Raw genomic sequence first — 20,485 nt, 5'->3', positions numbered from 1 at the left:
ATGAGGATTTATGACCGAGATACTGTCCCAATCGACCCGCGAAGCCCTGCGCCGTCTGGCGAAGGCAGTGGTCGTCATCACCTCCCGGCACGACGGCACCCGCTTCGCTATGGCGGCGACGGCGGTGAACGAGCTGAGCATGGATCCGCCCTCGATGCTGGCCTGCGTCAACCGTTCGGCGTCGCTCCACCCCCCGCTCGACGCCGGCGCGGCCTTCTGCATCAACATCCTCCATCTCGAGCAGGAGGAAGTGGCGCGCGCCTGTGGCGGGCTGATGAAGGGGGAGGACCGCTTCACCCTGGGCGAATGGGGCGAGAGTGAAGACGGCACGCCCTTCCTCGCCAGCGCGCAGGCCAACATCTTCTGCACCAACGAGGCCCGCTTCTCCTATGGCACCCATGACGTGTTCGTGGGGCAGGTCAGCGGCGTGACCCTGCACGGCGACGTCAATCCGCTGGTCTATGTCGACGGGCGCTACACCCGCGCGCTGATCGCGGCCTGATCGGATTCGGGAAAGATATCGGTGTTGCAGAACGCCGATATCTTGTTCCCCTCGGGATCGCGCAGATAGGCGAGATAATAGCCCGAGGGGTAATGCGGCCGCCGTCCCGGATCGCCTTCGCTCGATCCGCCCGCGGCCAGCCCCGCGGCATGGACCCGGTCCACCATCGCCGGGCTCGGCGCGTGCAGCCCGACCATCGATCCGTTGCCGATCGTGGCCGCCAGCCCATTCTCCGGCGTACAGATCCACAGCTTGGGCATGTAGCTTCCGTCCGCGGGCCCATAGCCGATCCAGCTCTCGGACAGATGGACGCGATCATGGCCGAGCACGTCCATGATCGCGTCGTAGAATGGCAGCACGCGAGCGATCGAGTTCACCCCGATCGTCGCATAGCTGATCACTCCGCCGCCTGGGGCAACGCGAGTTCCTTCAGTCGCGGATAGACTTCGGTCGCCAGCAGCTTCAGGCTGTCCACCGTTTCCGCATGGCCCAGATATCCGCCCTGCGTCATGCACAGGAAGTTGCCGACCCCGCCGACCAGCGCGTTGAACTTCGTGATCTGGTCATAGACCATGTCCGGCGTCCCCCAGAACAGGATACCCGCATCCGCCAGCACCTCGAGCGAGGGATTGGCCGGCAGCGGCGTGCCGTCCGCCATGATGTTGGCATAGGGATTGCCCCCGCCATGCAGCAGCGCCTTCGCATTGGCATGGACCGGCGAGTAGCCCGGCGGGTTCATCGTCGCCGCGGGCGAACGCGACACGGTGGAGTAATAGGCGTAGAGCTTCTCCGCCCGCTGGCGCGCCTCGGCTTCGCTATGTGCAACCACCGCCATGCCCAGATAGGCCAGCCGGTCGAGCGCCGCCGGGCGGCCATGCGTCTTGAGATATTCATCGCGATACGACGCAAAGGTGTTCTTCGCCTGATGTCCGTTGAGGAACGCCGCGACGACATAGCCCATTCGCCCCGCCAACCGCGCCGAATCCGGGCTGCTCGCCGGCAGCCACATCGGCGGGCACGGCGCCTGATAGATTGGCGGGATCAGGTTGACGTGGCGATAGTTGAAATACTCGCCTTCCCAGCTGAACGGCCCGTCGCGCGTCGCGAACGCCTTCAGGATCAGGTCGTGCGCTTCCCAGAAGCGATCCATCATCCGCGCCGGATTCTCGTTCGAGATGAACAGCTCCCACGCCGATCCCTTGACGAAGCCGAACTCGAGCCGCCCGCGCGAGAGATTGTCGATGATCGACAATTCCTCGGCGATACGCAGCGGATCCATCCGGTTCGCCATCGGCACGCCCAGCGACAACAGCCGCGCCTTCTTCGTCTGGCGCGCCAGGATCGCCATGGTCGACAGGTTCACCGCCGACATACAGGTGAGCGAGGCGTGATGCTCGTTGACCATCAGATCGAAACCCAGTTCGTCGCCCAGCAGCCATTCGTCGAGATAGCGGTGGAGCAGGTCGCTCACTTCGGGCGGATCGAGCACCCCGCTCGGCGGCATGATGCGCAGCGGCCCGTCGGTCTTGTCCCAGCCGGGATGATAGGATTGCTCGGTGAACTGCCAGATCCTCATGCGTCTTCTCCTGCCGGCACGCGCGCGGCCTCGAGGAAGCGCGCCAGTTCGCCGGCGGTCGCTTCGCATTGCTCGATGTGCGGATAGTGGCCGGCCCCGGCGATCAGGCTGAACGTCGCGCCGGGGATCGCCTCGGCATAGGCGCGGCCATAGCCGGGCTTCACCACCCGGTCCTCTGCGCCCCACAACAATAATGCCGGCACGGAAACCCGATGCAGCCGCCCGCGCAGCTTGGGATCGTGCAAGGTCGGCGACCAGCCATAGAGCGAGAAGCTCTCGCGGTTCCGCGCGATCCGCGTCGCGGCCTCGATCGTCCCGGGCCGTGCCGCCGGTGCCGGATCGCGATAGATCACCGCACGCTGCTCCTCTGGCGAGAGGAAGAACAGGTCGACGATATCGCGCGTCTCCGGCCCGCTGATCTTGATGCCCAGCGCATCGATCAGCACCAGCGCGGTGATCCGCGAACTGGCCTTGATCGCCACCTCTGCCGCGATCCACCCGCCGAACGACGCACCCACCACGGCGCAATCGCGCAGGTCCAGCGCTTCGATCAGATCGAGGCAATGATAGGCCAGATCGTCCACCGTCCCGAACCGGCGCGGCAGGTCCGATCCGCCGAACCCCGGATGCGACGGGGCATACACCTTGCCGAAGGCGGCCAGCGTCTCGACGAAGGCCAGGTCGGGTTCGATCCCCTCCCCGCCATGAAGATACAGGATCGGACGGCCAATGCCGCGGATCAGGATTTCGGTCGCGACCCCGGCGACCTCGATGGTCTCGAATTCGGGCGGTGCGCTGCGCATCGCTCACTCTCCTTGCTTGTCCCGGCAAGGGTAGCGGTGACGGATAGATGCAATCCAATGCTATTAAGTCTTGCCATCGATCGAATTATCGCATCAAATTTCGGGCATGAGCGAGATCGAGCAATCCGGCCCCGGACCCGCCGAAGGCGCGTCGCAAATCTGGGCGCCCCGGATCGCACGGCATCTGCCCTTCTTCTCGATCGTGGCGGAGGAAGAGCATTTCCACCGCGCGGCACAGCGGCTCAACATGACCCAGTCGGCGCTCTCCCGCCGGATCCAGACGCTCGAACAGGCACTGAACATGCCGCTGTTCGTCCGCAGCCAGCGATCCGCGCGGCTGACCCCGGCGGGTGCGGCGCTGCTCCGCGACGTCCAGCACATCCTCGGCGACATGGATACCGCCGTTGCTCATGCCCAGGCCGTCGCGCGCGGCGAAATGGGTGCGCTGCGGCTGGCGCTCAACATCAGCGCGCTGCGTTCGCCGCTGGTCGCGGACAGCATCCGCGACTTCCGCGCGCACCATCCCGGCGTCTCGGTCGAAGTCCGCTCGGAACTGACCGAACAGCAGATCACGGCGCTCCGCCGCGACGATATCGATGCCGGCTTCCTCTACGATCTCGCGATCGACGACGCGACCGATGTCGCGCTGCGCACCATTCCGATCTCCACCGAACGCTTCGTGCTGGCGCTCCCCGAGGCCCATCCGCTGGCGGCGCGCGGCGATCTGCGCATCGCCGATCTGCGTCACGAACCGCTTACCTGGCCTTCGCGCGCGGGCGGGCGGCACCTTTACGACCAGATGATCGCCGCGTTTCGCAAGGCAGGCGTTTCGCCGCATATCGCCACCGAAGTCATGTCGGGCGAAGCCACGCTGGGGATCGCCGCCGCCGGATTGGGCATGGGGTTCGTCACCGAATCCGAAAATCTCCCGGGCGGCGTGATCACCCGCCATGTGCCGGATTTCGACGTCCGGCTCGATCTGCACCTGGTCTGGCGCGCCGACAGCCGACGCCCGGCGCTGGAACGCTATATCGAGGCCCTGAAGGCGCGTCTGGCCGCCGCCTGATACGCCCCTGATCCGCCGATGCCGCCAAATGGCGATTGTGCGAAGACCGGGCGGCCCGCAGGAGATTCGGCAAACCGGCCGGAGAGGAGCAAACAGGGCGTGGAACTGACCGATCTTACCATGCGCGGCGTCGTCGGTCGGATGGAAGCGGCATGGCCCGGCGAGATCGCGATCGCCACGCCGGAACGCAACTGGACCTTCGGCGACCTCGCACGGGATTGCCGCCGCGCCGCTCGTGCGCTGCTGGCCAAAGGGATCGGCCGGGGCGACCGGATCGCGATCTGGGCGCCCAACAGCGCCGAATGGGTCATCGCCGTGGTCGGCGCGCAGCTGCTCGGCGCTGCGGTCGTGCCGCTCAACACGCGCTACAAGGGCGCCGAAGCGGCCTTCATCCTGGGCAAGAGCAAGTCGCGCCTCGTCTTCACCGTCAGCGGCTTTCTCGGCGTCGACTATCCCGGCTTGCTTACGGCGCAGGATCTGCCCCATCTCGAAGCCGTCGTCCGGCTCGACGGCAGCGGCTGGACCGGGTTCCTCGATGGCGGCACGTCCGTAAGCGACCAGGCGCTCGACGCCGCGATCGCCGCGGTCACGCCCGACGACATTTCGGACATCCTGTTCACCTCGGGCACCACCGGCGAGCCGAAGGGCGTGCTGTCGCGTCAGGCGCCATCGATCCTGCTGGCGCAGCGCTGGGGCGAGCCGGTCTCGCTCGGCACCGGCGACCGCTATCTGGTGGTCAACCCCTTCTTCCACAGCTTCGGCTACAAGGCTGGCTGGCTCGCCTGCCTCGTCGCGGGTGCACGCATCCTGCCGATGCCGGTGTTCGACGCGGGCGAAGTGCTGCGGTGCATCGCGCGGGAAAAGGTGTCGGTGCTGCCCGGCCCGCCCGCCTTGTTCCAGTCGATGCTGGTCGACCCGGCCCTTGCGGAAACCGACCTCTCCTCGCTGCGCGCCTCAGTCACCGGCGCGGCGTCGGTGCCGCCCAGCCTGATCCGGCGAATGAAGAGCGAGCTGTGCTTCGACATGGTGCTGACCGCCTATGGCCTCACCGAAGCCCCGGTCGTGTCGATGTCCCCGCCCGACGATACGCCCGAGATCATCGCCTCGACCTGCGGCGTGGCGATCGCCGGGGTCGAGATCCGCATCGCCGACGATGACGGACGTTCGGTGCCGGAAGGCGAGACCGGCGAAGTGCTGGTGCGCGGGTTCGACGTGATGGACGGCTATCTCGACGATCCCGCCGCCACCGCCGAAGCCATCGATGCGGACGGCTGGCTGCACACCGGCGACATCGGCACGCTGACCGACAACCGCCTGCGCATCACCGATCGCAAGAAGGAGATGTACATCTCCGGCGGCTTCAACTGCTATCCGGCCGAGATCGAGCGGATGATGGCCGCCCACCCCGCCATCGCGCAGGTCGCGGTGATCGGCGTGCCCGACGAGCGGATGGGCGAGATCGGCCGTGCCTTCGTCGTCGCGCGGCCCGGCGCGGAACGGGATGCCGCCGGACTCCTCGCATGGTGTCGGGAGGAAATGGCGAATTACAAGGCGCCGCGAACGATCGCTTTCGTCGAATCCCTGCCGATGACGGCATCGGGCAAGGTCCAGCGGCACCTGCTGCGCACCCTGCCCGCCTGAGCACACCAGTCAAAATCAACACATCGCTTGTTTGATTCGCACGGGAAAAGAATTTCCGCGTGGAAGGACATTGCGTCGAGATCGCGTTCAATACGCCATCATATTGCTGATATAGAACAATAAATCCCAACACCATCAGCCCCCGAGACTCTCCCGGGCTCGATTGACACGACAGCCTATTCGATTCTAACAAGCAATCGATAGGTTTGTTGAGCCGGTGCTTGCCCACCGGCATGTTGTGGGGAAGACGCAAATGCTCGTTTCATCGGCCAGCTCGGGGACATCGGTCGATCCCGGGAGCGACAAGGCGGCGGTGCCCGCGGGGAAGATGAAATTCTCGTCCTTCCACCTGTTCCATCAGCATGACGGATGGAGCGAGAAGCAGGTTTACGACTATAACGTCGAGCTGGTGGAGTATCTGGAGGAACAGGGCTTCCACGGCGTCTGGCTCGCCGAGCACCATTTCCGGAACTACGGGCTGTGCAACAATGTGCCCGCCATGCTCTCGCATCTGGCCGGCCGTACCAGCAAGATCCGCCTCGGCAGCGGCGTCATCATCCTGCCGCTGCACAATCCGATCATGATCGCCGAGGAACTGGCGCAGCTCGATCTCCTTTCCAACGGCCGCGTCGATTTCGGCGTGGGCCGCGGCTATCAGAGCCTCGAATTTTCGCGCTTCGGCGTCGAACTTTCCGAAGCGCGCGAGCGGCTGGAGGAAGGGCTCGAACTGATCCACCGCCTCTGGGCCGAGAATGAAGTCAGCTTCGAAGGCAAATTCTATCGCTGCGAGGGTCTGGAGCTGAAGCCCAAGCCGCTGCAGCGCCCCATCCCGACCTATGTCGCGTCGATCAGCCCCGACACGGTCGTGCGCTGCGCCCAGCGCAACCTGCCGATCCTCGGCGATCCCGTCGCGACCTGGTCCAGCCTGAAGCGCGCTGCCGATACGTGGCACCGCACGATGGACGAGCTCGATTTCGACGCCGGCGCGCACGAGCTTTGCGCGATGCGCACCGTCTATGTCGGCGAAACCAACGAGCAGGCGCGCGAGGATCTCGCCCGCTTCGAGATCGGCTTTGATCGCGCCAAGGTGATCAACTCGCAAAGCGCGCCGCTCGACCCCAAGACCGGCAAGATCGCCAAGGGCTATGAGTTCTGGGAAGGCCGCTATCTGAAGGGCGGCAGCGTCGACAATGATTTCCGCTGGGACCAGCTCGAGATCATCGGCGATCCGGAACGCGTCATCCAGCAGGTCCGGACGCTGCAATCCTTCGGCTACAACAATCTCATGTGCGATTTCGGCAGCACCCGCCCCTTCCCGATCAAGGAGATGAAGCGCGTGATCAAATTCTTCGCCGACGAGGTCATGCCGGCCTTCGCCTGACCGCATGACGCCCAGCCGCTTCCACCACGCCGTCATTACCGGCGCCGGCTGTACCGAATTCAGCCGCGAATCCGGGCGCAGCGTGCTGGAGCTGGCGATCGAAGCCGCCGATCTCGCGCTCGCCGATGCCGGGATGGAGCGCGGCGCGATCGACGGAATGCTGACCTATCAGCTCGGCGATTCGGTAGTCTGCGCCACGATGGCGCGGTCGCTGGGGCTGGATCGGCTGCGCTGGCACAACGATATTCATGGCGGCGGCAGCCAGTGCGCGTCGATCCTCGGCGAAGCGGCGCTGCTGATCGAGGCCGGGCTGGCCGAGACGATCCTGATCTACCGCGCGATGAACGGCCGCAGCGGCAAGAGGATGGGCCAGATCGGCCAGGGCGCGGGCGACGGGATGGAGGAACAGTTCCTCCGCCCCTATGGCTTTCTCGGCCCCGCCCATCTCTGCGCGCTCTCGTCGCAGCTTTACATGCACCAGCGCGGGCTGAGCGCCGACGACCTCGCCGAACTGGTCATCGCCCAGCGCGCCAAGGCCGCGAAGAACCCGCGCGCACTGCTCCGCACTCCGCTCACCCGGGACGATTATTTCGCCGCACCGATGATCGCCGAACCGCTCCGCCGGCTCGATTGCTGCCTCGAAACCGACGCTGCCTGCGCGCTGATCGTCACCAGCACCCGCAATGCGAAATCCGCGGCGCAAGGCCGCCCCATCCACATTCGCGCGGCGGTGCGCGGCGGCGGCCCCGGCATCGCCGCGATGGACAAGGCGGGTGCCGACCCCTCCGCGATCTTCTCGCGCCACGTCGCCCCCCTGATCTACGAAGCCGCAGGCCTCGCGCCGTCGCATATCGATCTGCTCCAGCTCTACGACGCCTATTCGCCGCTGATCCTCCAGCAGCTCGAGGATTTCGGCTTCTGCGAGCCCGGCGAACTGCACGAAATCGTCCGCGACGGCCGGCTGGCGCAAAACGGCCGCCTCCCCCTCAACCTCAATGGCGGGCTATTGTCGGAGGGCTATGTCCACGGCCTCAACAACGTGATCGAAGCCGTCACCCAGCTTCAGGGCCGCGCCGGCGAGCGTCAGACGCCCGGCGCTTCGATGGCGCTCTGCACCGGCTTCGGCGGCAGCATGGGCTCCGCCGCGATCCTGAGCGTCGAGCCATGACCGCCAAACCCCAGCCCCAGCCCACGCCGCTGACCGAACCCTATTGGGCCGCCGCGTCGCAAGGAAAGCTCAGTCTCCAGCGCTGCACCGCCTGCGCCGTCTGGCACCATTTCCCGGTCCCGCGCTGCACCAGCTGCGGCAGCGACGCGCTCACCTTCGAGCCGGTCTCCGGACACGGCACGGTCGAGACCTTCACCATCGTCCACCGCAGCTTCGCCCCCGGCTTCACCGGCGCGCCTTATGCAATGGCGTGGATCGCCCTGCCCGAACAGGCGGGCCTGCGCGTCTTCGCCAACGTCACCGATTGCCTGCCCGAAACCGTCACGATCGGCATGAAGGTGACGGTCTGGTTCGAACAGCGCGGCGATTTCGCGCTGCCCAATTTCCGCCCGGCCTAGGCAATCACCTTCCGCGCGCGATAGTCCTCGATCCGCTCCGCCGAGAGCCCGATCTCCCCGAACACCGCGTCGCTCTGTTCCCCGCAATGCGGCGCGCGGCGGCTCCCCGTGCCCGGCTCGCCATCGACCGTGACCGGACTGGCGACCAGCATCACGCTGTTACCGCCATCCAGCTCGACTTCGAAGGTCAGGCCGTTGGCCACCACCTGCGGGTCCTGCGGCAAGGTGCGGATATCGCCCACCAGCTCCCACGGTGCATCGAACGCGGCGAAGCCTGGCCGCCATTCCTCCCATGTCCGCCCGCCGACGATCTCCGCCAGCAGCGCCAGGCATTCGCGCCCATTCTGCCCGCGCACCTTCGCGTCGCGGAAGCGCGGATCGTCGATCAGATCCTCGCGCCCCAGCGCCGTGCAGAAGCCCGGCCAGTAGCGATCGGGCTCGAGGAACACGAGCTGGATCCACCGCCCATCGGCGGTGCGATACTGCCCCACCAGCGGATTTCGCTCGACTGCCTTGATCAGGATATCCTCGGGATAATCGCCATCCTGCCCCGACACGACATCGTTGGAGAGCAGCCACAAAGCAGTCGACAACAGCGAGGTCTCCACCACCCGCGCCTCCCCGGTCCGCTCGCGGTGGAACAGCGCGCCGGCCACGGCAAAGGCAAGGTTCGACGACGCCGCATGATCGCCCAGCGCACGGGGCTGGCGGATGAACTCGCCCGAGAGCGGCTTGAGGATCGCCGGAAACCCGCCCCTTGCCCAGAAGGCGCTGGCGTCGAATCCCGGCCTATTGGCTTCCGCGCCCTTGAACCCCAGCCCGTTGCCCCGTGCATAGATCAGCTTCGGATTGGCCGCGCGCAGCGAGTCCACGTCGAGCCCCAGCGCCTCCAGCGCCTTGGGCCGCAGGCTGGTAAGAAACACGTCCGCCGTGCGGATCAGGTCGAGGAAGATCGCCCGCCCCTCCGCATCCTTCAGGTTGATCGCGACGCTCTTCTTGCCGCGATTGTTCATCTCCAGCGAATAGTTCGGCGCGCTCTGCGCCCGGTTGTCGACCACCAGCATGCGATAGGGATCGCCCACGCCCGGCGTCTCGACCTTGATCACTTCGGCGCCGAAATCGGCCATGATCGCGCCCGCCGCGGGCACCATCACATATTGGGCCAGCTCGACGATGCGGATGCCTCTGAACATGTCGGTCAAACTATTGTCCTCTCTCTAAGCTCAGGCAGCCGCGACCAGACCCTTGCCGGTGATCAGCGGCAGATCGAACGGGGTCAACAGCCCCGGCGCGGCGTCGCACACCGCGGGGATCGCATTGACGATGCGCAGCGCGGTCGCGAGCGTGCCGGGGATCGTCGGATCGTCATAACCCGGATTCCCCACTTCCAGCACCCAGTCCGGATCGCCCTTGATCTGGATGCGATAGCCGCCGCCCGTGCCGATCGGCCCCGTGGGCCAGTGCGGTGCATCCTCGTTGCGCAGCCGGGTGACATGCTCGACCACGACCACCGCCTTGTCGCCAGCCATCCCGCGTACTTCGAAGCGCATCCCCGCAGACATGCCCTTCTCGATCGTCCCCGCCGGGATGGTGAAGGTCTCCGGCGCCGGATGTAGCTCGTAATATTCCTCGATCCGATCCAGCGTCACGCCGAGCTGGTCCGCCAGCAGCCGTACCGCGCAGCCCCACATGATGGTCAGCACGCCCGGCTGGACGATCGGCGGCACATGATCGAGCGGCTTGCCGAAGCCGAACTTGCCCGTGATCGCTTCGGGCTTGTCCCACACGCCATAGCTCATCACTTCGCTGACCCGGACCGAGTCGATCCGTCGCGACAGGCCGCTCAGCACCAGGGGGAGCACATCGTGCATGTAGCCGGGGTCGAGACCCGAGGTGAAGCACGAGCTGCCGCCCTCGCGGCACGCGGCCTCCAGCCGTCGCACCGCTTCGGGATCGGCGCTCTGCGGATGCACCAGCGGGATCAACGCGGTCGAAACCACGTCGATCCCTGCGCTCAATATATCGCAAAGCTGGTCGACCGCGGTGCCCGGCCGTTCACCGGTCGCCACTTCCTGCCGCCCCGACGTGCCCACCGCGCAATAGCAGATGCAATCGGGCTTCATCGCGATCAGCGCGTCGCCATCGCTGATCGCGAGCACGCCGGTGGGCGTATCGAGACCGCAAAGCTCGGCGGCATCCTTTCCGATCTTGGCGGGATCGCTGACCACCAGCCCGACCAGTTCGAGCCCCGGATGCTCGATGATCGATCGCAGCGCCTGCTTGCCGACATTGCCTGTCGCCCACTGACCGACCCGGATCGCCATCAAATCACTCCCACGCTGTTGCATCCCGGCCGGGCCGGATGGCCACCGCGCTATTCACCAAGCGATCGCTTGTCAACGCTTATACAATCGCACCCCGCGAATGTCAGGACATTTTATCGTGCCCGCGACGTCGTCCGCGAGCGCTTGCTTTGGGCGCGCGCGAGTCTTATCAGACAAGTAAACACTCCAAGAGCAGGACAGCCCCTTGAGCGAGACGCCGACCAGATCAGCCAAGACCGCCAAATCCGGTGCGCAAGCATCGGGCAAGAAAGATGGCCAGCGGCGCGGAGAAATTCTCGCCGTCGCGCGGCGGCTTTTTGCCGAACGCGGTTTCGAGGCGACCAGTATCCGTGAGATCGGCGAAGGCGCAGGCATCCTTTCGGGCAGCCTCTATTATCATTTCGATACCAAGGAGGAGATGCTTCACGAGATCATCAAGGATCACGTCTTCTCGCTGCTCAAGGGCTATGAGAAGTGCGCCGCCTCGGCCGCCGATCCGCGCACCGCGCTGGAGGAACTCATCCGCTTCGGCATCACCCGGCTGATCGACCAGCGCGAGGTTCATGCGATCGTCGTCAACGAACGCGGCTATATCCTGCGTCAGCCCAGCTTCGCCTATCTCGACGAGACGTGGCAGGAAGTGTTCCGCACCTGGTACGGCGTGCTGCGCGAGGGCGTTCGCGCCGGCGTGGTCCGCGAGGACCTCAATCTCCACCTCGTCCTGCGCATGATCATGGATTCGATCAACGCGACGATCGTCTGGTACCGGCCGGGCGGCCGATACGACGTCGAAGAGGTCGTTACGACCCAGATCGGCATCCTGCTCAACGGCCTGACCACACGCAAATCCTAACCAAGCGATTGCTTTAATTTTTACGCAATGCTAGCCCGTGCCGGTCGCGCCGCGTCCGGTGGCGCGGCGGTGTGCGTGCGTTCCCTTCGGCAACCCGCGCCGCCAGTCTCCAGCCGGTCCAAAGCCGGCGGCAACAGGACGGGGATCGCTGGATGAGCGTCGATCAGCTGACGTTGACGGATGTGTTGCGCGAACATCGGGTTCGCTGGCCCGAGGTTGTTGCGGTCGTCGATCGCCACGGCCCCGGTAGCCTCACCTACCCCCAGCTCGCGGACCGCGTGGCGCGGCTGGCGACCTGGCTCGCGCGGAATGGCGCCGCCACCGGACATCGCGTGCTATGGCTCGGCCAGAACTCCGCCGCGATCCTCGAACTGATGCTCGCCTGCGCCCAGACCGGGGCTGCCTTATGCATCGCCAACTGGCGCCAGTCGCCCGAGGAGATGCTGTTCACGCTCGACGATCTCGATCCGCGCCTGATCGTCTGGCAGCATGGCGCGATCGGCGCGACCGTCGCCGAAGTGCGAAGCCGCCGGAACAACAGCGCCGAGACCTGGTTGCGGTACGATGCCGATACCGGCGTCAGCGAATATGAAGCCGCGATCGCCGGGCAATCGCCGCATGACGATCTGCCCGGCGCGTCGCCCGGTCAGCCGTTGCTGCTGCTCTACACCGCGGGCTTCTCGGGCAAGCCGGCCGCCTCGATCCTCACCCAGCGCGGGATCATCGCCCAGTCCTTCTGCTATGCCGCCCAGCGCGAGTTCGACAGCAGTCTGCGCTATCTCAACGCCACCCCGCTCTTCCACGTGGCGACCCTGCTCGACATGTGCGCCGCCTTCCTGATCGGCGGGCGCAACATCTTCGTGCCGCAGGCCAGCGCGGGCGAGATGTGCGAGCTGATCGACCGCGAGGGGATCACCGCCACCTTCGTCCTGCCGCCGACCATCGAACAGATGCTGGTCGAGAATGCCGATGGCCGCTTCAACCTGAAGTCGCTGCGCTCGCTGCCCTACAATGATGCGTGGAACGCGATGGTCACGCTCGACGACAGCCCCTGGGGCAAGCGCCCCTACGGCTATGGGCAGACCGAAACGATGGGCTACACCACCTTCAACGCGATCGGCGCGCCCGGCATCGGCGCGATGGGCCGCCCGTCGCCGATCATCCGCATGGCCTTTGTCGACGATGCCGGTGAGCCGGTGCCCGACGGACAGGTGGGCGAGATCGCGGTGCGCGGTGCGTCGGTCAGCCCCGGTTACTGGAACCGGCCGGAAATGGACGCCGCGCGCTACACAGATGGCTGGCGCCGTACCGGCGACCTTGGCCGCCGCGAAGCCGATGGCAGCATCAGCTTCATCGGATCCAAGGGCCGGCTGATCAAATCGGCCGCCGAGAATATCTATCCGGCCGAAGTCGAATCCTGCATCCGCCAGCTCGATGGCGTCGCCGATGTCGCCGTGATCGGCACGCCCGATCCGCAATGGACCCAGTCGGTCAAGGCGCTGGTCGTGCTGAAGCCCGAAAGTGCGGTCACCGCCGATCAGGTGATCCGCCACTGCCGTGCGCGAATCGCGTCGTACAAGAAACCGCGCACCGTCGAATTTCTCGCCGCCCTGCCCCGCGTCAACGGCGCGATGGATTATGCGCGACTGGATGCCGATCATGGCGGCGGCGGATATCCCGGCACCGGATAACCAAGCGAACGCTGTAGCCTCGGGTATACGTGATTTTCCTATTTTCGCTTGACACCCTGCGCCAGTTGCCCGACCAAAACCAAGCAATCGATAGGTAAAGGTAGAGGGTGACTCAGTCAGGCGAAACAGCGGGTGCGGAATGCGGACCGGCAGTCATCCTTACCGGAGCCGCCGGCGCGATCGGGGCAGCGATCGCCGCGCGCTTCGCCGAAGCCGGATGGCAGGTCGTCGGCGTCGATCTCCGCTTTCCCGATGCCACCCCACATCTCGCCGCCCGGATCGAACAGGACATTTGCGATGCACCCGCCTTCCGCGACCGGCTAGTGGCGCTAGGGGCGGAATGGGACATCGCCGCGCTGGTCAATTGCGCGGGCATGGCCACGGTCGGCCGCTTCCTCGATCTCGATCCCGCCGGCTGGCAAAAGCTGATCGACGTGAACCTCGTCGCGGCGATCACGGCCTGCCATGCCGCCATGCCCGCGATGATCGCGCGCGGTGGCGGATCGATCGTCAACATCATCTCCGATTCCGCCCGGCTCGGCGCTGGCGGCGAAGCCGTCTATTCGGCGACCAAGGGCGGCCTCGCTTCCTTCTCGAAAAGCATCGCGCAGGAAGTCGGGCGCAGCGGCATCCGCGTGAACTGCGTCTCGCCTGGCCCGGTCGAAACGCCGATGTCCGCGCCCAATCAGGCCGTGCTCGACAAGCTCCGCCAGCGCACGCCGATGAAACGCATCGCCCAGCCGTCCGACATTGCCGGTTCGGTCTTCTTCCTCGCCAGCCCCGATGCTGCCTTCGTCAGCGGACAGACGATCAGCGTCAGCGGCGGGCTGACGATGGCGGGCTGACGATGGCCACCGACTCCGTCTCCTTCGAAGCCCCCGCCCTCTCCAACAATTGGGGCCGATGGGGTGCCGACGATCAGGTCGGCGCGCTCAACCATCTGACCGGGGACGTCGTGCGCGCGGCGGCCGGCGCGGTCGGGCAAGGCCGGGTCATCAGCCTCAGCCTGCCGATCAAGGGCGCGACATCCAGCCACGCGCCGTGCACCGTACCGCATCTTCCGGGCCGCCCGCTGCCGCAGCATTTCATGTCGATCGACGGTGCGGACTATCTCGCCGGGGCGAAGCCGCCCGGCGGTCTCTCGATCGCCGACGATGCGCTGGTCATCTCGCCGCACGGCACCTCCACGCATATGGATGCGCTCTGCCACATGTGGTCGGGCAAGCGGCTCTACAACGGCCATCCCTCCTCGCGCATCCGCAGCTATGGCGCGGGGCGGTGCGGGATCGAGAATGTGCCGGGCATCGTCACGCGTGGGGTGCTGTTCGACGTGGCGGGGCATCGCGGCGTGGACGTTCTCGACGGCACGGATCGCATCACCGCGGCCGATCTGGACGAAATGGAGCGCGCCGCGGGCGTGACGATCGGCACGGGCGACGCGGTGCTGCTGCGCACCGGCTGGCCCACGCTCTTCCCCGCCCAGCGCGACCGATACTGGGGCGGCGAGCCCGGCCTGTCCACCGATGGCGCGCTGTGGCTCGCAGACCGCGACATCTGCGCGATAGCCAGCGACAATTCGGCGATTTCCGGCCTCAACGCCCAGGGCGGCGCGGACGAATCGATCGACGACGACATCCACATGATCTGCCTCTGGCGCCACGGCATCTACCTGATGGAGATGCTGTGGCTCGAGGAACTCGCCGCCGCGCGCCAGCCGACATTCCTGTTCGCCGTCGCGCCGCTCAAGATCGTCGGCGGCACCGGCAGCGCGATCAATCCGCTCGCAATACTCTGACACCCTGCAAGACCCGGGAGAGGCACATGCAATCGCCGTTCGGCAATTATGGCTATACCGTCCTGACCGCGAACGCGCTGCGGACGCCCGATGCGATCGCGCTGGCCTATCGCGGCGAGGCGTACAGCTTCGACCAGCTGAACCGCGCGGTGAACCAAGTCGCTCACGCGCTGATCGGCAGGGGCGTCACCGCCGGCAAGCGCACGGGATCGCTGATGAGCGACGCCTTCCCGATCGCCAAACTCTATCTCGCCGAAGCCAAGACCGGCGTCGTGACGGCCGCCTTCAATCCCTATTGGGACGAGACGATGACGCTGAGCGCGATCGAGACCGGTGCGCTCGATTTCGTCGTCTATGACGCCGCGCACGCAGCACTGGCGCACGCACTCGAACCTCGCACGCCGGGCGTGAAGTGGGTCGCGTACGAGGAAATCGCAGATGCGGCCGCAACCGCCTCCGAAGCCGAACCGCCGCTCGGCGGGTTCGACGAGGACATCATGGCCTTCTTCTATACTTCCGGCACCAGCGGGGTCAGCAAGACGGTCGTCCACACCCACAATAGCTGCAAGGCGATCAGTTCGGTGCTGCTCGAGATCGAGCGGTCTCAGGATTCGGTGTGGGGCACAGGACCGATCATCTGGGGCATCGGCTTCGTCGCGACGCTGGGCGCCGCGCTCTACGTCGGGATGAAGGCGGCGCTGGAGGATGATTTCGGCCCGGCCCGCTTCCTCGAAGCCGTGCAGCGCGAGCGCATCTCGCACGCCGCGATGATCCCCAGCCAATGGGCGGACCTGCTCTCGAACCACCCGCATCAGGACTTCGATCTGAGTTCGCTGCGGATGATCATCCTCGGCGGCGAGCCCATGTCAGGCACGCTGCTCGCCAAGCTGCGCGAGCGGCTGCCGCAGGTCTCGCTCTACACCTTCTTCGGCCAGACCGAGTCCCCCTATACCTGCGTCGGCCGGATCGAGGACGAAGCGACCGCGCAGACCGTCGGCCGCGCGCGCATCTCGGTGCCGCTCCGCACGATCGACGCCGCAGGCAATCGCGTGGTCGGCGTACCCGGCGAAATCGCGATCAGCGGCCCGCACGTTTTCAAGGAATATCTCGGCCGTCCCGAGGACACTGCCAAGGCGCTGAAGGACGGCTGGTTCCTGTGCGGCGATCTGGGCATCATCGGCGAGGACGGGCGGCTGGTCGTGCTCGGTCGCCGTGAGGACGCCATTTCGCGCGGCGACCGGTTCGTCCGCCCGATCGAGATCGAGGAAGTCGTCCTTACGATCCCCGGCGTCGCCGAAGCCGGCGCGATCGGCACCCCCGCCAATGCCGACCGGCAGAAGATCATCCTCGCCGTCTCGCTCCAGAGCGGCGCGCAGCTCAGCGAAGCCGATATCCGCCAGCAGCTTTCGGGCAAGCTGGCCGCCGCCGACACGCCCGAGCTGATCGTGGTCGCCGACGAGCTGCCGCATGGCAACGACGCGTCGGGCGGGCGCGGCAAGCTGCTCCGCCGCGCCATCCGGGATCAGTATGAGCATCTGATCTGATGGTCGCGGTGCATGGCAGCCACGACGCCGCCTTTGCGCGGATCGCCCGGCTGTTCGCCGACAGTTTCGAGCCTTCGCCCGATCGCCCGCACGAACGCGGCGCGGCGCTGAGCGTCTTCGTCAACGGCATGCCGATGGTCGATCTGTGGGCCGGTGAAGCACGCGAAGGCGTGGCTTGGACCGCCGACAGCGCGCCCTGCGTCTTCTCCTGCACCAAGGGCATCCTCGCCACGCTGTTCCACATCGTCGCGCAGGAGCGCGGCGTGGACTATGATGCGCCGGTCGCGCGCTGGTGGCCCGAATTCGCCGGTGGCGGCAAGGAAGCGATCACCGTCCGCCAGTTGCTCGCGCATCAGGCCGGCCTCACCTCGCTCGCCGACGCGCCCGAAGGCGATCCGCTGGCGTGGCAACCGGTCTGCGACGCGCTGGCCGCCCAGCCCGCCTCGCGCCCGCCCGAAAGTCCGCATGGCTATCACAGCCTCACCTTCGGCTGGCTGGTCGGCGAACTGCTCCTGCGCATCGCGGGCGAGCCGTTGGACGTACTGCTGGACACGCGAATCAATCGTCCGGCGGGCGCGGCCTTCGCGTGGCGCGGCAGCGATCTGTCGCCCGGCGCGATCGCCGATCTCAACGCGTTCGAAGACCAGCCTCGCTGGGCGACCGGCGGCGACGCGATCCTCGCCGATATCGCCTCGATCGACGATCCGCGCATCCTGCTGCCCGCCGTCGCCAATTCGCGCGGCTGGCGCGGCAACTACATCCTCGGCGCGGGCGGCCATGCCAGCGCGCGCAGCCTTGCCCGGATCTACGCCGCGCTGATCGGCGGCGACAGCCCGCTGCTGCCGCCCGGCATCGTGCGCGACATCGCCAGCGAACGGGGCCGTGGCCTCGATTCCCGCCTGCAGGTCGAATCCGCCTATGCCAGCGGGTACCAATTGCCCGCCGCCGGCATCACGCTCGGCTCGCGCAATTCAGGCGACCGTCCGTTCGGGCACAAGGGCGCCTATGGCTCCGCCGGTCTCGCCGATCCGGAGGCAGGGCTGGCCTTCGGATACGTCACCAATGTCTGCGCGGGCGCCGGCGACACCAGCCGCAACGGCCCGCTGCTCGACGCCATCTATGAATGCCTTTGAAGGGACCCTCCATGCGGATTTCACTGCACCTGCCGATCGAGGACGTATCCCAGCCTGACGAGTTCCTGACCGGCGAAGCCGTTTCGAGCCTGGCCCGCGCGATCGAAGCGAGCGGCGCCGACGCCTGCTACGTCACCGATCATCCCTTCCCCGCGGAAGGCTGGATCAATCATGGCGGACACCATGCGCTCGATCCGTTCGTCGCTCTGTCCTTTGCGGCGGCGGCAACCACCCGGCTGAAGCTGCACACCCATCTGATCGTGCTGGCCTATCGCAATCCCTTCCTCACCGCGAAGTCGGTTGCCAGCATCGATCGCCTTTCGGACGGCCGCCTGATCATGGGCGTCGGCGTGGGCTATATGCAGCAGGAGTTTGCCGCGCTCGGCGTCGACTTCACCCAGCGCGGCAAGCTGGTCGACGAAGCCCTCGCCGCGATGAAGGCCGCATGGACCGGCGAAGCGGTCGCATTCGAGGGCCTCCATTTCAACGCGCCCGGCAACATCGCCCGTCCCGCGCCGCTCCAGCGACCGCATCCGCCGATCTGGGCGGGCGGCAACAGCGCGCTGGCGATTCGCCGCGCGGTGAACCATTGCGACGGCTGGGCGCCCTTCCCCGCCAAGGGCAAGCTCAGCGCGATCACCGGCACCGACGATATCGCCACGATCGACGATCTGCGGATCAAGATCGACTATGCGATGGAATTGCGCGGCCAGGCCGGGATCACCCGGCCGTTCGACGTCTGCATGGTGCCGTTCAAGATGATGATGGGCCATGAAATGGCGCCGACCGACGCCATCCTCGAGCAACTCCACGCCCTCGCCGCGATCGGTGTCACCTGGAGCGCGATCGCCCTGCCCGCACCCAGCCGTGCGGGGTTCATCGAGAATGTCGAACGCTTCGGGGCGGAAGTGATCGCGAAGCTGCCCGGCCGGACCTGACGACTCAGGGCGTGAACTGGTGCCCCGCGTTCACATCGATCACCGCCCCGGTAATGCCCGACGCGAGGTCGGAGGCAAGGAACAGCACCGCGTTGGCGACTTCGTCCTCGGTGACGATCCGCCGCAGCGCCATTTCGCGGTTATGCTCCGCGAGCACGTCCTCGAATGTGGTCCCATGCTTCTCCGCCTGCGCGCGGTAGAAGCGCTCCAGCCCCGCGCTCCAGATATGCCCCGGCGCGACGCAGTTCACGCGCACGCCGTGCGGCCCCAATTCGTCCGCCAGCGCATGGGCGATCAGGTGACCCTGCCCCTTGCCCGCGCCATAGTCGCTGCGCTCGGCATAGCCGATCCGGCTGGACATCGAAGTCACGTTGACGATCGCCCCACGCCCGGCAGCGATCATGTGGGGCGCGACGAAGCGGCAGGCGAGCAGCGTGCCGTACCCGCCGATCTCCACCGTCCGCCGCCATGCCTCCAGCCCCTCGGGCGTCAGGTCGACGATCCGGCTGCGCGGTGAGTTGGGGAAAGCGGCGTTGACCAGCACGTCGATCCGGCCGAATCGCGCCATCGCCGCCGCCGCCAGCCGCTCGGCCTGAACGGGATCGGCGATATCGGTCTCGACCGCGAGCACCTGGCCCCCGGCGGCGCGCACCGCTGTCGACGGGCCCTCCAGCGAAGCCGCGGTCCGCGCCGCGACCACCATATCCGCTCCGGCCTCGGCAAACCGGCGCGCCAGCGTCGCGCCCAGCCCGGCGCCGGCACCGACGATCACCGCGACCTGCCCGTCGAACCGGATCACGGCAAGAGGCCTCGCAGCGCCTCCACGAACGCCAGCGGCTGATCGATCATCACATGATGACCCGCCCCCTTCACGATCTCGATCGGCGGCCGCTCCCCCGACGCATCTCGAATCCGGTCGATGCTTTCGGGCGAAAAGAGCGAGGTATGCTCGCCGTAAATGAACGACGCCGGCACGCGGAGTTGCGGCACCAGCGCCCAGGGTTTGGTTCGCAGATCGCCCGGCTTCCAGTGCTGACGGTCGAATTTCCAGATCCACCGCTCGGTAGCCTCGTCGAACCGCAGCGACTCGTCGCCAATGAAGCGGCGGATATAGGCCGGGGCATATTCGTCGTCGGGCAGGAAGCGGAAACGCTGCTTGGCTTCGCCCTGATCGTCATAGGGCCGGTGCTGCTCGCGGAACGGCTTTTCCAGCGCCTCGATCGCACCGAGGTCCGGCTCGGCCGCGGTATCGACGATCACCACCGCGCGCATCGCCTCGGGATGGTCGATCGCCAGCCGCAGCAAGGGCGCCCCGCCAAAGCTGTGTGCGACATAGACCGGCAGGTCGGCATGATCGTACAGCCCGGCCGCCCGCGCCCCCGCCAGCGCCTCGCGCGACATCTGCTCGATGCTGTACTCCTCGCGCCAGCCCGAATTGCCCATGCCCGACCATGAGATGGCGGCGACACGGTAATCGGCGGCGAAGAAGGGCGCGATGAACCGCCACCAGCTGGCATGGGCGCCGCTGCCGTGAAGCAGCATCAGCCCGGGCTTGCCGCGCTCGCCCCAGGCCAGCAGCTCGATCGCCGCGCCCTCCACGTCGATGAAGCTGCGCTCCGGCGCCTGCGCCAGCGCGTCCGCGAACCAGTCCGGCGTATCGCTCATTCGCGGC

Annotated in this window: 20 protein-coding genes; 13 read left to right on the top strand and 7 right to left on the bottom strand. The window is 66.7% G+C overall.

All coding sequences use genetic code 11. From position 1 onward, the window contains the following. Window positions 1-10 precede the first annotated feature (10 nt). A complete protein-coding gene (locus HHL13_RS21820) occupies window positions 11-502 on the top strand; it encodes a flavin reductase family protein (protein WP_169558080.1) in 492 nt (163 codons plus the stop codon). On the opposite strand, the gene HHL13_RS21815 is transcribed toward HHL13_RS21820, so the two are convergent. The 3 genes from HHL13_RS21815 to HHL13_RS21805 are packed head-to-tail and all read right to left on the bottom strand — an operon-like array spanning window position 475 to window position 2,881. Beyond that, the gene (locus HHL13_RS21815) at window positions 475-903 is read right to left on the bottom strand and encodes a VOC family protein (protein ID WP_169558079.1); all 429 of its coding nucleotides are present in this window, start codon (window positions 901-903) and stop codon (window positions 475-477) included. The two genes, HHL13_RS21820 and HHL13_RS21815, sit on opposite strands and share 28 nt — an antisense overlap. Next, window positions 900-2,078, bottom strand: coding sequence for an LLM class flavin-dependent oxidoreductase (locus tag HHL13_RS21810; protein ID WP_169558078.1), 1,179 nt, complete (start codon window positions 2,076-2,078; stop codon window positions 900-902). Before HHL13_RS21810 ends, HHL13_RS21815 begins: the two co-directional genes overlap by 4 nt. After that, entirely contained in the window at window positions 2,075-2,881 is an 807-nt protein-coding gene (locus tag HHL13_RS21805; protein ID WP_169558077.1) for an alpha/beta fold hydrolase, read from the bottom strand. The genes HHL13_RS21810 and HHL13_RS21805 overlap by 4 nt, the downstream gene beginning before the upstream one ends. A 106-nt stretch (window positions 2,882-2,987) precedes the next feature. On the opposite strand from HHL13_RS21805, the gene HHL13_RS21800 reads away from it, so the two are divergent. From HHL13_RS21800 to HHL13_RS21780, 5 genes are all read left to right on the top strand, one after another. Then, window positions 2,988-3,947, top strand: a complete 960-nt coding sequence (locus tag HHL13_RS21800) for a LysR family transcriptional regulator (RefSeq protein WP_169558076.1) — start codon at window positions 2,988-2,990, stop codon at window positions 3,945-3,947. Window positions 3,948-4,046: 99 nt separating this feature from the next. Then, entirely contained in the window at window positions 4,047-5,588 is a 1,542-nt protein-coding gene (locus HHL13_RS21795; protein ID WP_169558075.1) for a FadD3 family acyl-CoA ligase, read from the top strand. A gap of 253 nt (window positions 5,589-5,841) precedes the next feature. Continuing rightward, window positions 5,842-6,969 carry an LLM class flavin-dependent oxidoreductase gene (locus HHL13_RS21790; protein ID WP_206377192.1) on the top strand — a complete coding sequence of 376 codons (1,128 nt, stop codon included), beginning with the start codon at window positions 5,842-5,844 and terminating at the stop codon, window positions 6,967-6,969. 4 nt (window positions 6,970-6,973) lie between these two features. After that, complete coding sequence (locus HHL13_RS21785) at window positions 6,974-8,137, top strand: acetyl-CoA acetyltransferase (RefSeq protein WP_169558074.1); 1,164 nt, start codon at window positions 6,974-6,976, stop codon at window positions 8,135-8,137. Next, a complete protein-coding gene (locus tag HHL13_RS21780) occupies window positions 8,134-8,535 on the top strand; it encodes an OB-fold domain-containing protein (protein ID WP_169558073.1) in 402 nt (133 codons plus the stop codon). Before HHL13_RS21785 ends, HHL13_RS21780 begins: the two co-directional genes overlap by 4 nt. Here the strand turns inward: HHL13_RS21780 and HHL13_RS21775 are convergent. Together HHL13_RS21775 and HHL13_RS21770 are read right to left on the bottom strand one after the other, a co-directional pair. Further along, window positions 8,532-9,728 carry a CoA transferase gene (locus tag HHL13_RS21775; protein ID WP_169558181.1) on the bottom strand — a complete coding sequence of 399 codons (1,197 nt, stop codon included), beginning with the start codon at window positions 9,726-9,728 and terminating at the stop codon, window positions 8,532-8,534. The two genes, HHL13_RS21780 and HHL13_RS21775, sit on opposite strands and share 4 nt — an antisense overlap. Window positions 9,729-9,758: 30 nt before the next feature. Further along, window positions 9,759-10,859, bottom strand: a complete 1,101-nt coding sequence (locus HHL13_RS21770) for a dihydrodipicolinate reductase (protein WP_169558072.1) — start codon at window positions 10,857-10,859, stop codon at window positions 9,759-9,761. A 205-nt stretch (window positions 10,860-11,064) separates the two neighbouring features. On the opposite strand from HHL13_RS21770, the gene HHL13_RS21765 reads away from it, so the two are divergent. The 7 genes from HHL13_RS21765 (at window position 11,065) to HHL13_RS21735 (ending at window position 18,813) form a co-directional block, all read left to right on the top strand. Beyond that, window positions 11,065-11,712, top strand: coding sequence for a TetR/AcrR family transcriptional regulator (locus tag HHL13_RS21765; protein WP_169558071.1), 648 nt, complete (start codon window positions 11,065-11,067; stop codon window positions 11,710-11,712). 152 nt (window positions 11,713-11,864) lie between these two features. Further along, entirely contained in the window at window positions 11,865-13,403 is a 1,539-nt protein-coding gene (locus tag HHL13_RS21760) for an AMP-binding protein (protein WP_206377191.1), read from the top strand. A gap of 107 nt (window positions 13,404-13,510) precedes the next feature. Continuing rightward, window positions 13,511-14,248 carry an SDR family NAD(P)-dependent oxidoreductase gene (locus HHL13_RS21755; RefSeq protein WP_169558070.1) on the top strand — a complete coding sequence of 246 codons (738 nt, stop codon included), beginning with the start codon at window positions 13,511-13,513 and terminating at the stop codon, window positions 14,246-14,248. 2 nt (window positions 14,249-14,250) lie between these two features. Next, window positions 14,251-15,198 carry a cyclase family protein gene (locus tag HHL13_RS21750; RefSeq protein WP_169558069.1) on the top strand — a complete coding sequence of 316 codons (948 nt, stop codon included), beginning with the start codon at window positions 14,251-14,253 and terminating at the stop codon, window positions 15,196-15,198. 26 nt (window positions 15,199-15,224) lie between these two features. After that, complete coding sequence (locus HHL13_RS21745) at window positions 15,225-16,742, top strand: class I adenylate-forming enzyme family protein (protein WP_169558068.1); 1,518 nt, start codon at window positions 15,225-15,227, stop codon at window positions 16,740-16,742. Continuing rightward, window positions 16,742-17,875 carry a serine hydrolase domain-containing protein gene (locus tag HHL13_RS21740; RefSeq protein WP_169558067.1) on the top strand — a complete coding sequence of 378 codons (1,134 nt, stop codon included), beginning with the start codon at window positions 16,742-16,744 and terminating at the stop codon, window positions 17,873-17,875. Before HHL13_RS21745 ends, HHL13_RS21740 begins: the two co-directional genes overlap by 1 nt. Before the next feature lie 11 nt (window positions 17,876-17,886). Further along, entirely contained in the window at window positions 17,887-18,813 is a 927-nt protein-coding gene (locus tag HHL13_RS21735; RefSeq protein ID WP_169558066.1) for an LLM class F420-dependent oxidoreductase, read from the top strand. A 4-nt stretch (window positions 18,814-18,817) separates the two neighbouring features. Here the strand turns inward: HHL13_RS21735 and HHL13_RS21730 are convergent, their stop codons facing one another. Further along, on the bottom strand, window positions 18,818-19,612 hold the full coding sequence (locus tag HHL13_RS21730) for an SDR family oxidoreductase (protein WP_169558065.1): 795 nt from the start codon (window positions 19,610-19,612) through the stop codon (window positions 18,818-18,820). Further along, window positions 19,609-20,478, bottom strand: a complete 870-nt coding sequence (locus tag HHL13_RS21725; RefSeq protein ID WP_169558064.1) for an alpha/beta hydrolase — start codon at window positions 20,476-20,478, stop codon at window positions 19,609-19,611. The genes HHL13_RS21730 and HHL13_RS21725 overlap by 4 nt, the downstream gene beginning before the upstream one ends. Window positions 20,479-20,485: the final 7 nt, after the last annotated feature.

The sequence above is a fragment of the Sphingomonas sp. G-3-2-10 genome (assembly GCF_012927115.1).
Lineage (GTDB): Bacteria > Pseudomonadota > Alphaproteobacteria > Sphingomonadales > Sphingomonadaceae > Sphingomonas.
This window is presented reverse-complemented; position numbering and strand designations above follow the sequence as displayed.

What these genes read in the sequence shown, in the direction of transcription:
- HHL13_RS21820 (WP_169558080.1), top strand. Translation starts at nt 11, where the DNA reads ATGACCGAGATACTGTCCCAATCGACCCGCGAAGCCCTGCGCCGTCTG.
- HHL13_RS21810 (WP_169558078.1), bottom strand. Translation starts at nt 2,078, where the DNA reads ATGAGGATCTGGCAGTTCACCGAGCAATCCTATCATCCCGGCTGGGAC.
- HHL13_RS21805 (WP_169558077.1), bottom strand. Translation starts at nt 2,881, where the DNA reads ATGCGCAGCGCACCGCCCGAATTCGAGACCATCGAGGTCGCCGGGGTC.
- HHL13_RS21800 (WP_169558076.1), top strand. Translation starts at nt 2,988, where the DNA reads ATGAGCGAGATCGAGCAATCCGGCCCCGGACCCGCCGAAGGCGCGTCG.
- HHL13_RS21790 (WP_206377192.1), top strand. Translation starts at nt 5,842, where the DNA reads ATGCTCGTTTCATCGGCCAGCTCGGGGACATCGGTCGATCCCGGGAGC.
- HHL13_RS21785 (WP_169558074.1), top strand. Translation starts at nt 6,974, where the DNA reads ATGACGCCCAGCCGCTTCCACCACGCCGTCATTACCGGCGCCGGCTGT.
- HHL13_RS21780 (WP_169558073.1), top strand. Translation starts at nt 8,134, where the DNA reads ATGACCGCCAAACCCCAGCCCCAGCCCACGCCGCTGACCGAACCCTAT.
- HHL13_RS21775 (WP_169558181.1), bottom strand. Translation starts at nt 9,728, where the DNA reads ATGTTCAGAGGCATCCGCATCGTCGAGCTGGCCCAATATGTGATGGTG.
- HHL13_RS21770 (WP_169558072.1), bottom strand. Translation starts at nt 10,859, where the DNA reads ATGGCGATCCGGGTCGGTCAGTGGGCGACAGGCAATGTCGGCAAGCAG.
- HHL13_RS21760 (WP_206377191.1), top strand. Translation starts at nt 11,865, where the DNA reads ATGAGCGTCGATCAGCTGACGTTGACGGATGTGTTGCGCGAACATCGG.
- HHL13_RS21750 (WP_169558069.1), top strand. Translation starts at nt 14,251, where the DNA reads ATGGCCACCGACTCCGTCTCCTTCGAAGCCCCCGCCCTCTCCAACAAT.
- HHL13_RS21745 (WP_169558068.1), top strand. Translation starts at nt 15,225, where the DNA reads ATGCAATCGCCGTTCGGCAATTATGGCTATACCGTCCTGACCGCGAAC.
- HHL13_RS21740 (WP_169558067.1), top strand. Translation starts at nt 16,742, where the DNA reads ATGGTCGCGGTGCATGGCAGCCACGACGCCGCCTTTGCGCGGATCGCC.
- HHL13_RS21735 (WP_169558066.1), top strand. Translation starts at nt 17,887, where the DNA reads ATGCGGATTTCACTGCACCTGCCGATCGAGGACGTATCCCAGCCTGAC.
- HHL13_RS21725 (WP_169558064.1), bottom strand. Translation starts at nt 20,478, where the DNA reads ATGAGCGATACGCCGGACTGGTTCGCGGACGCGCTGGCGCAGGCGCCG.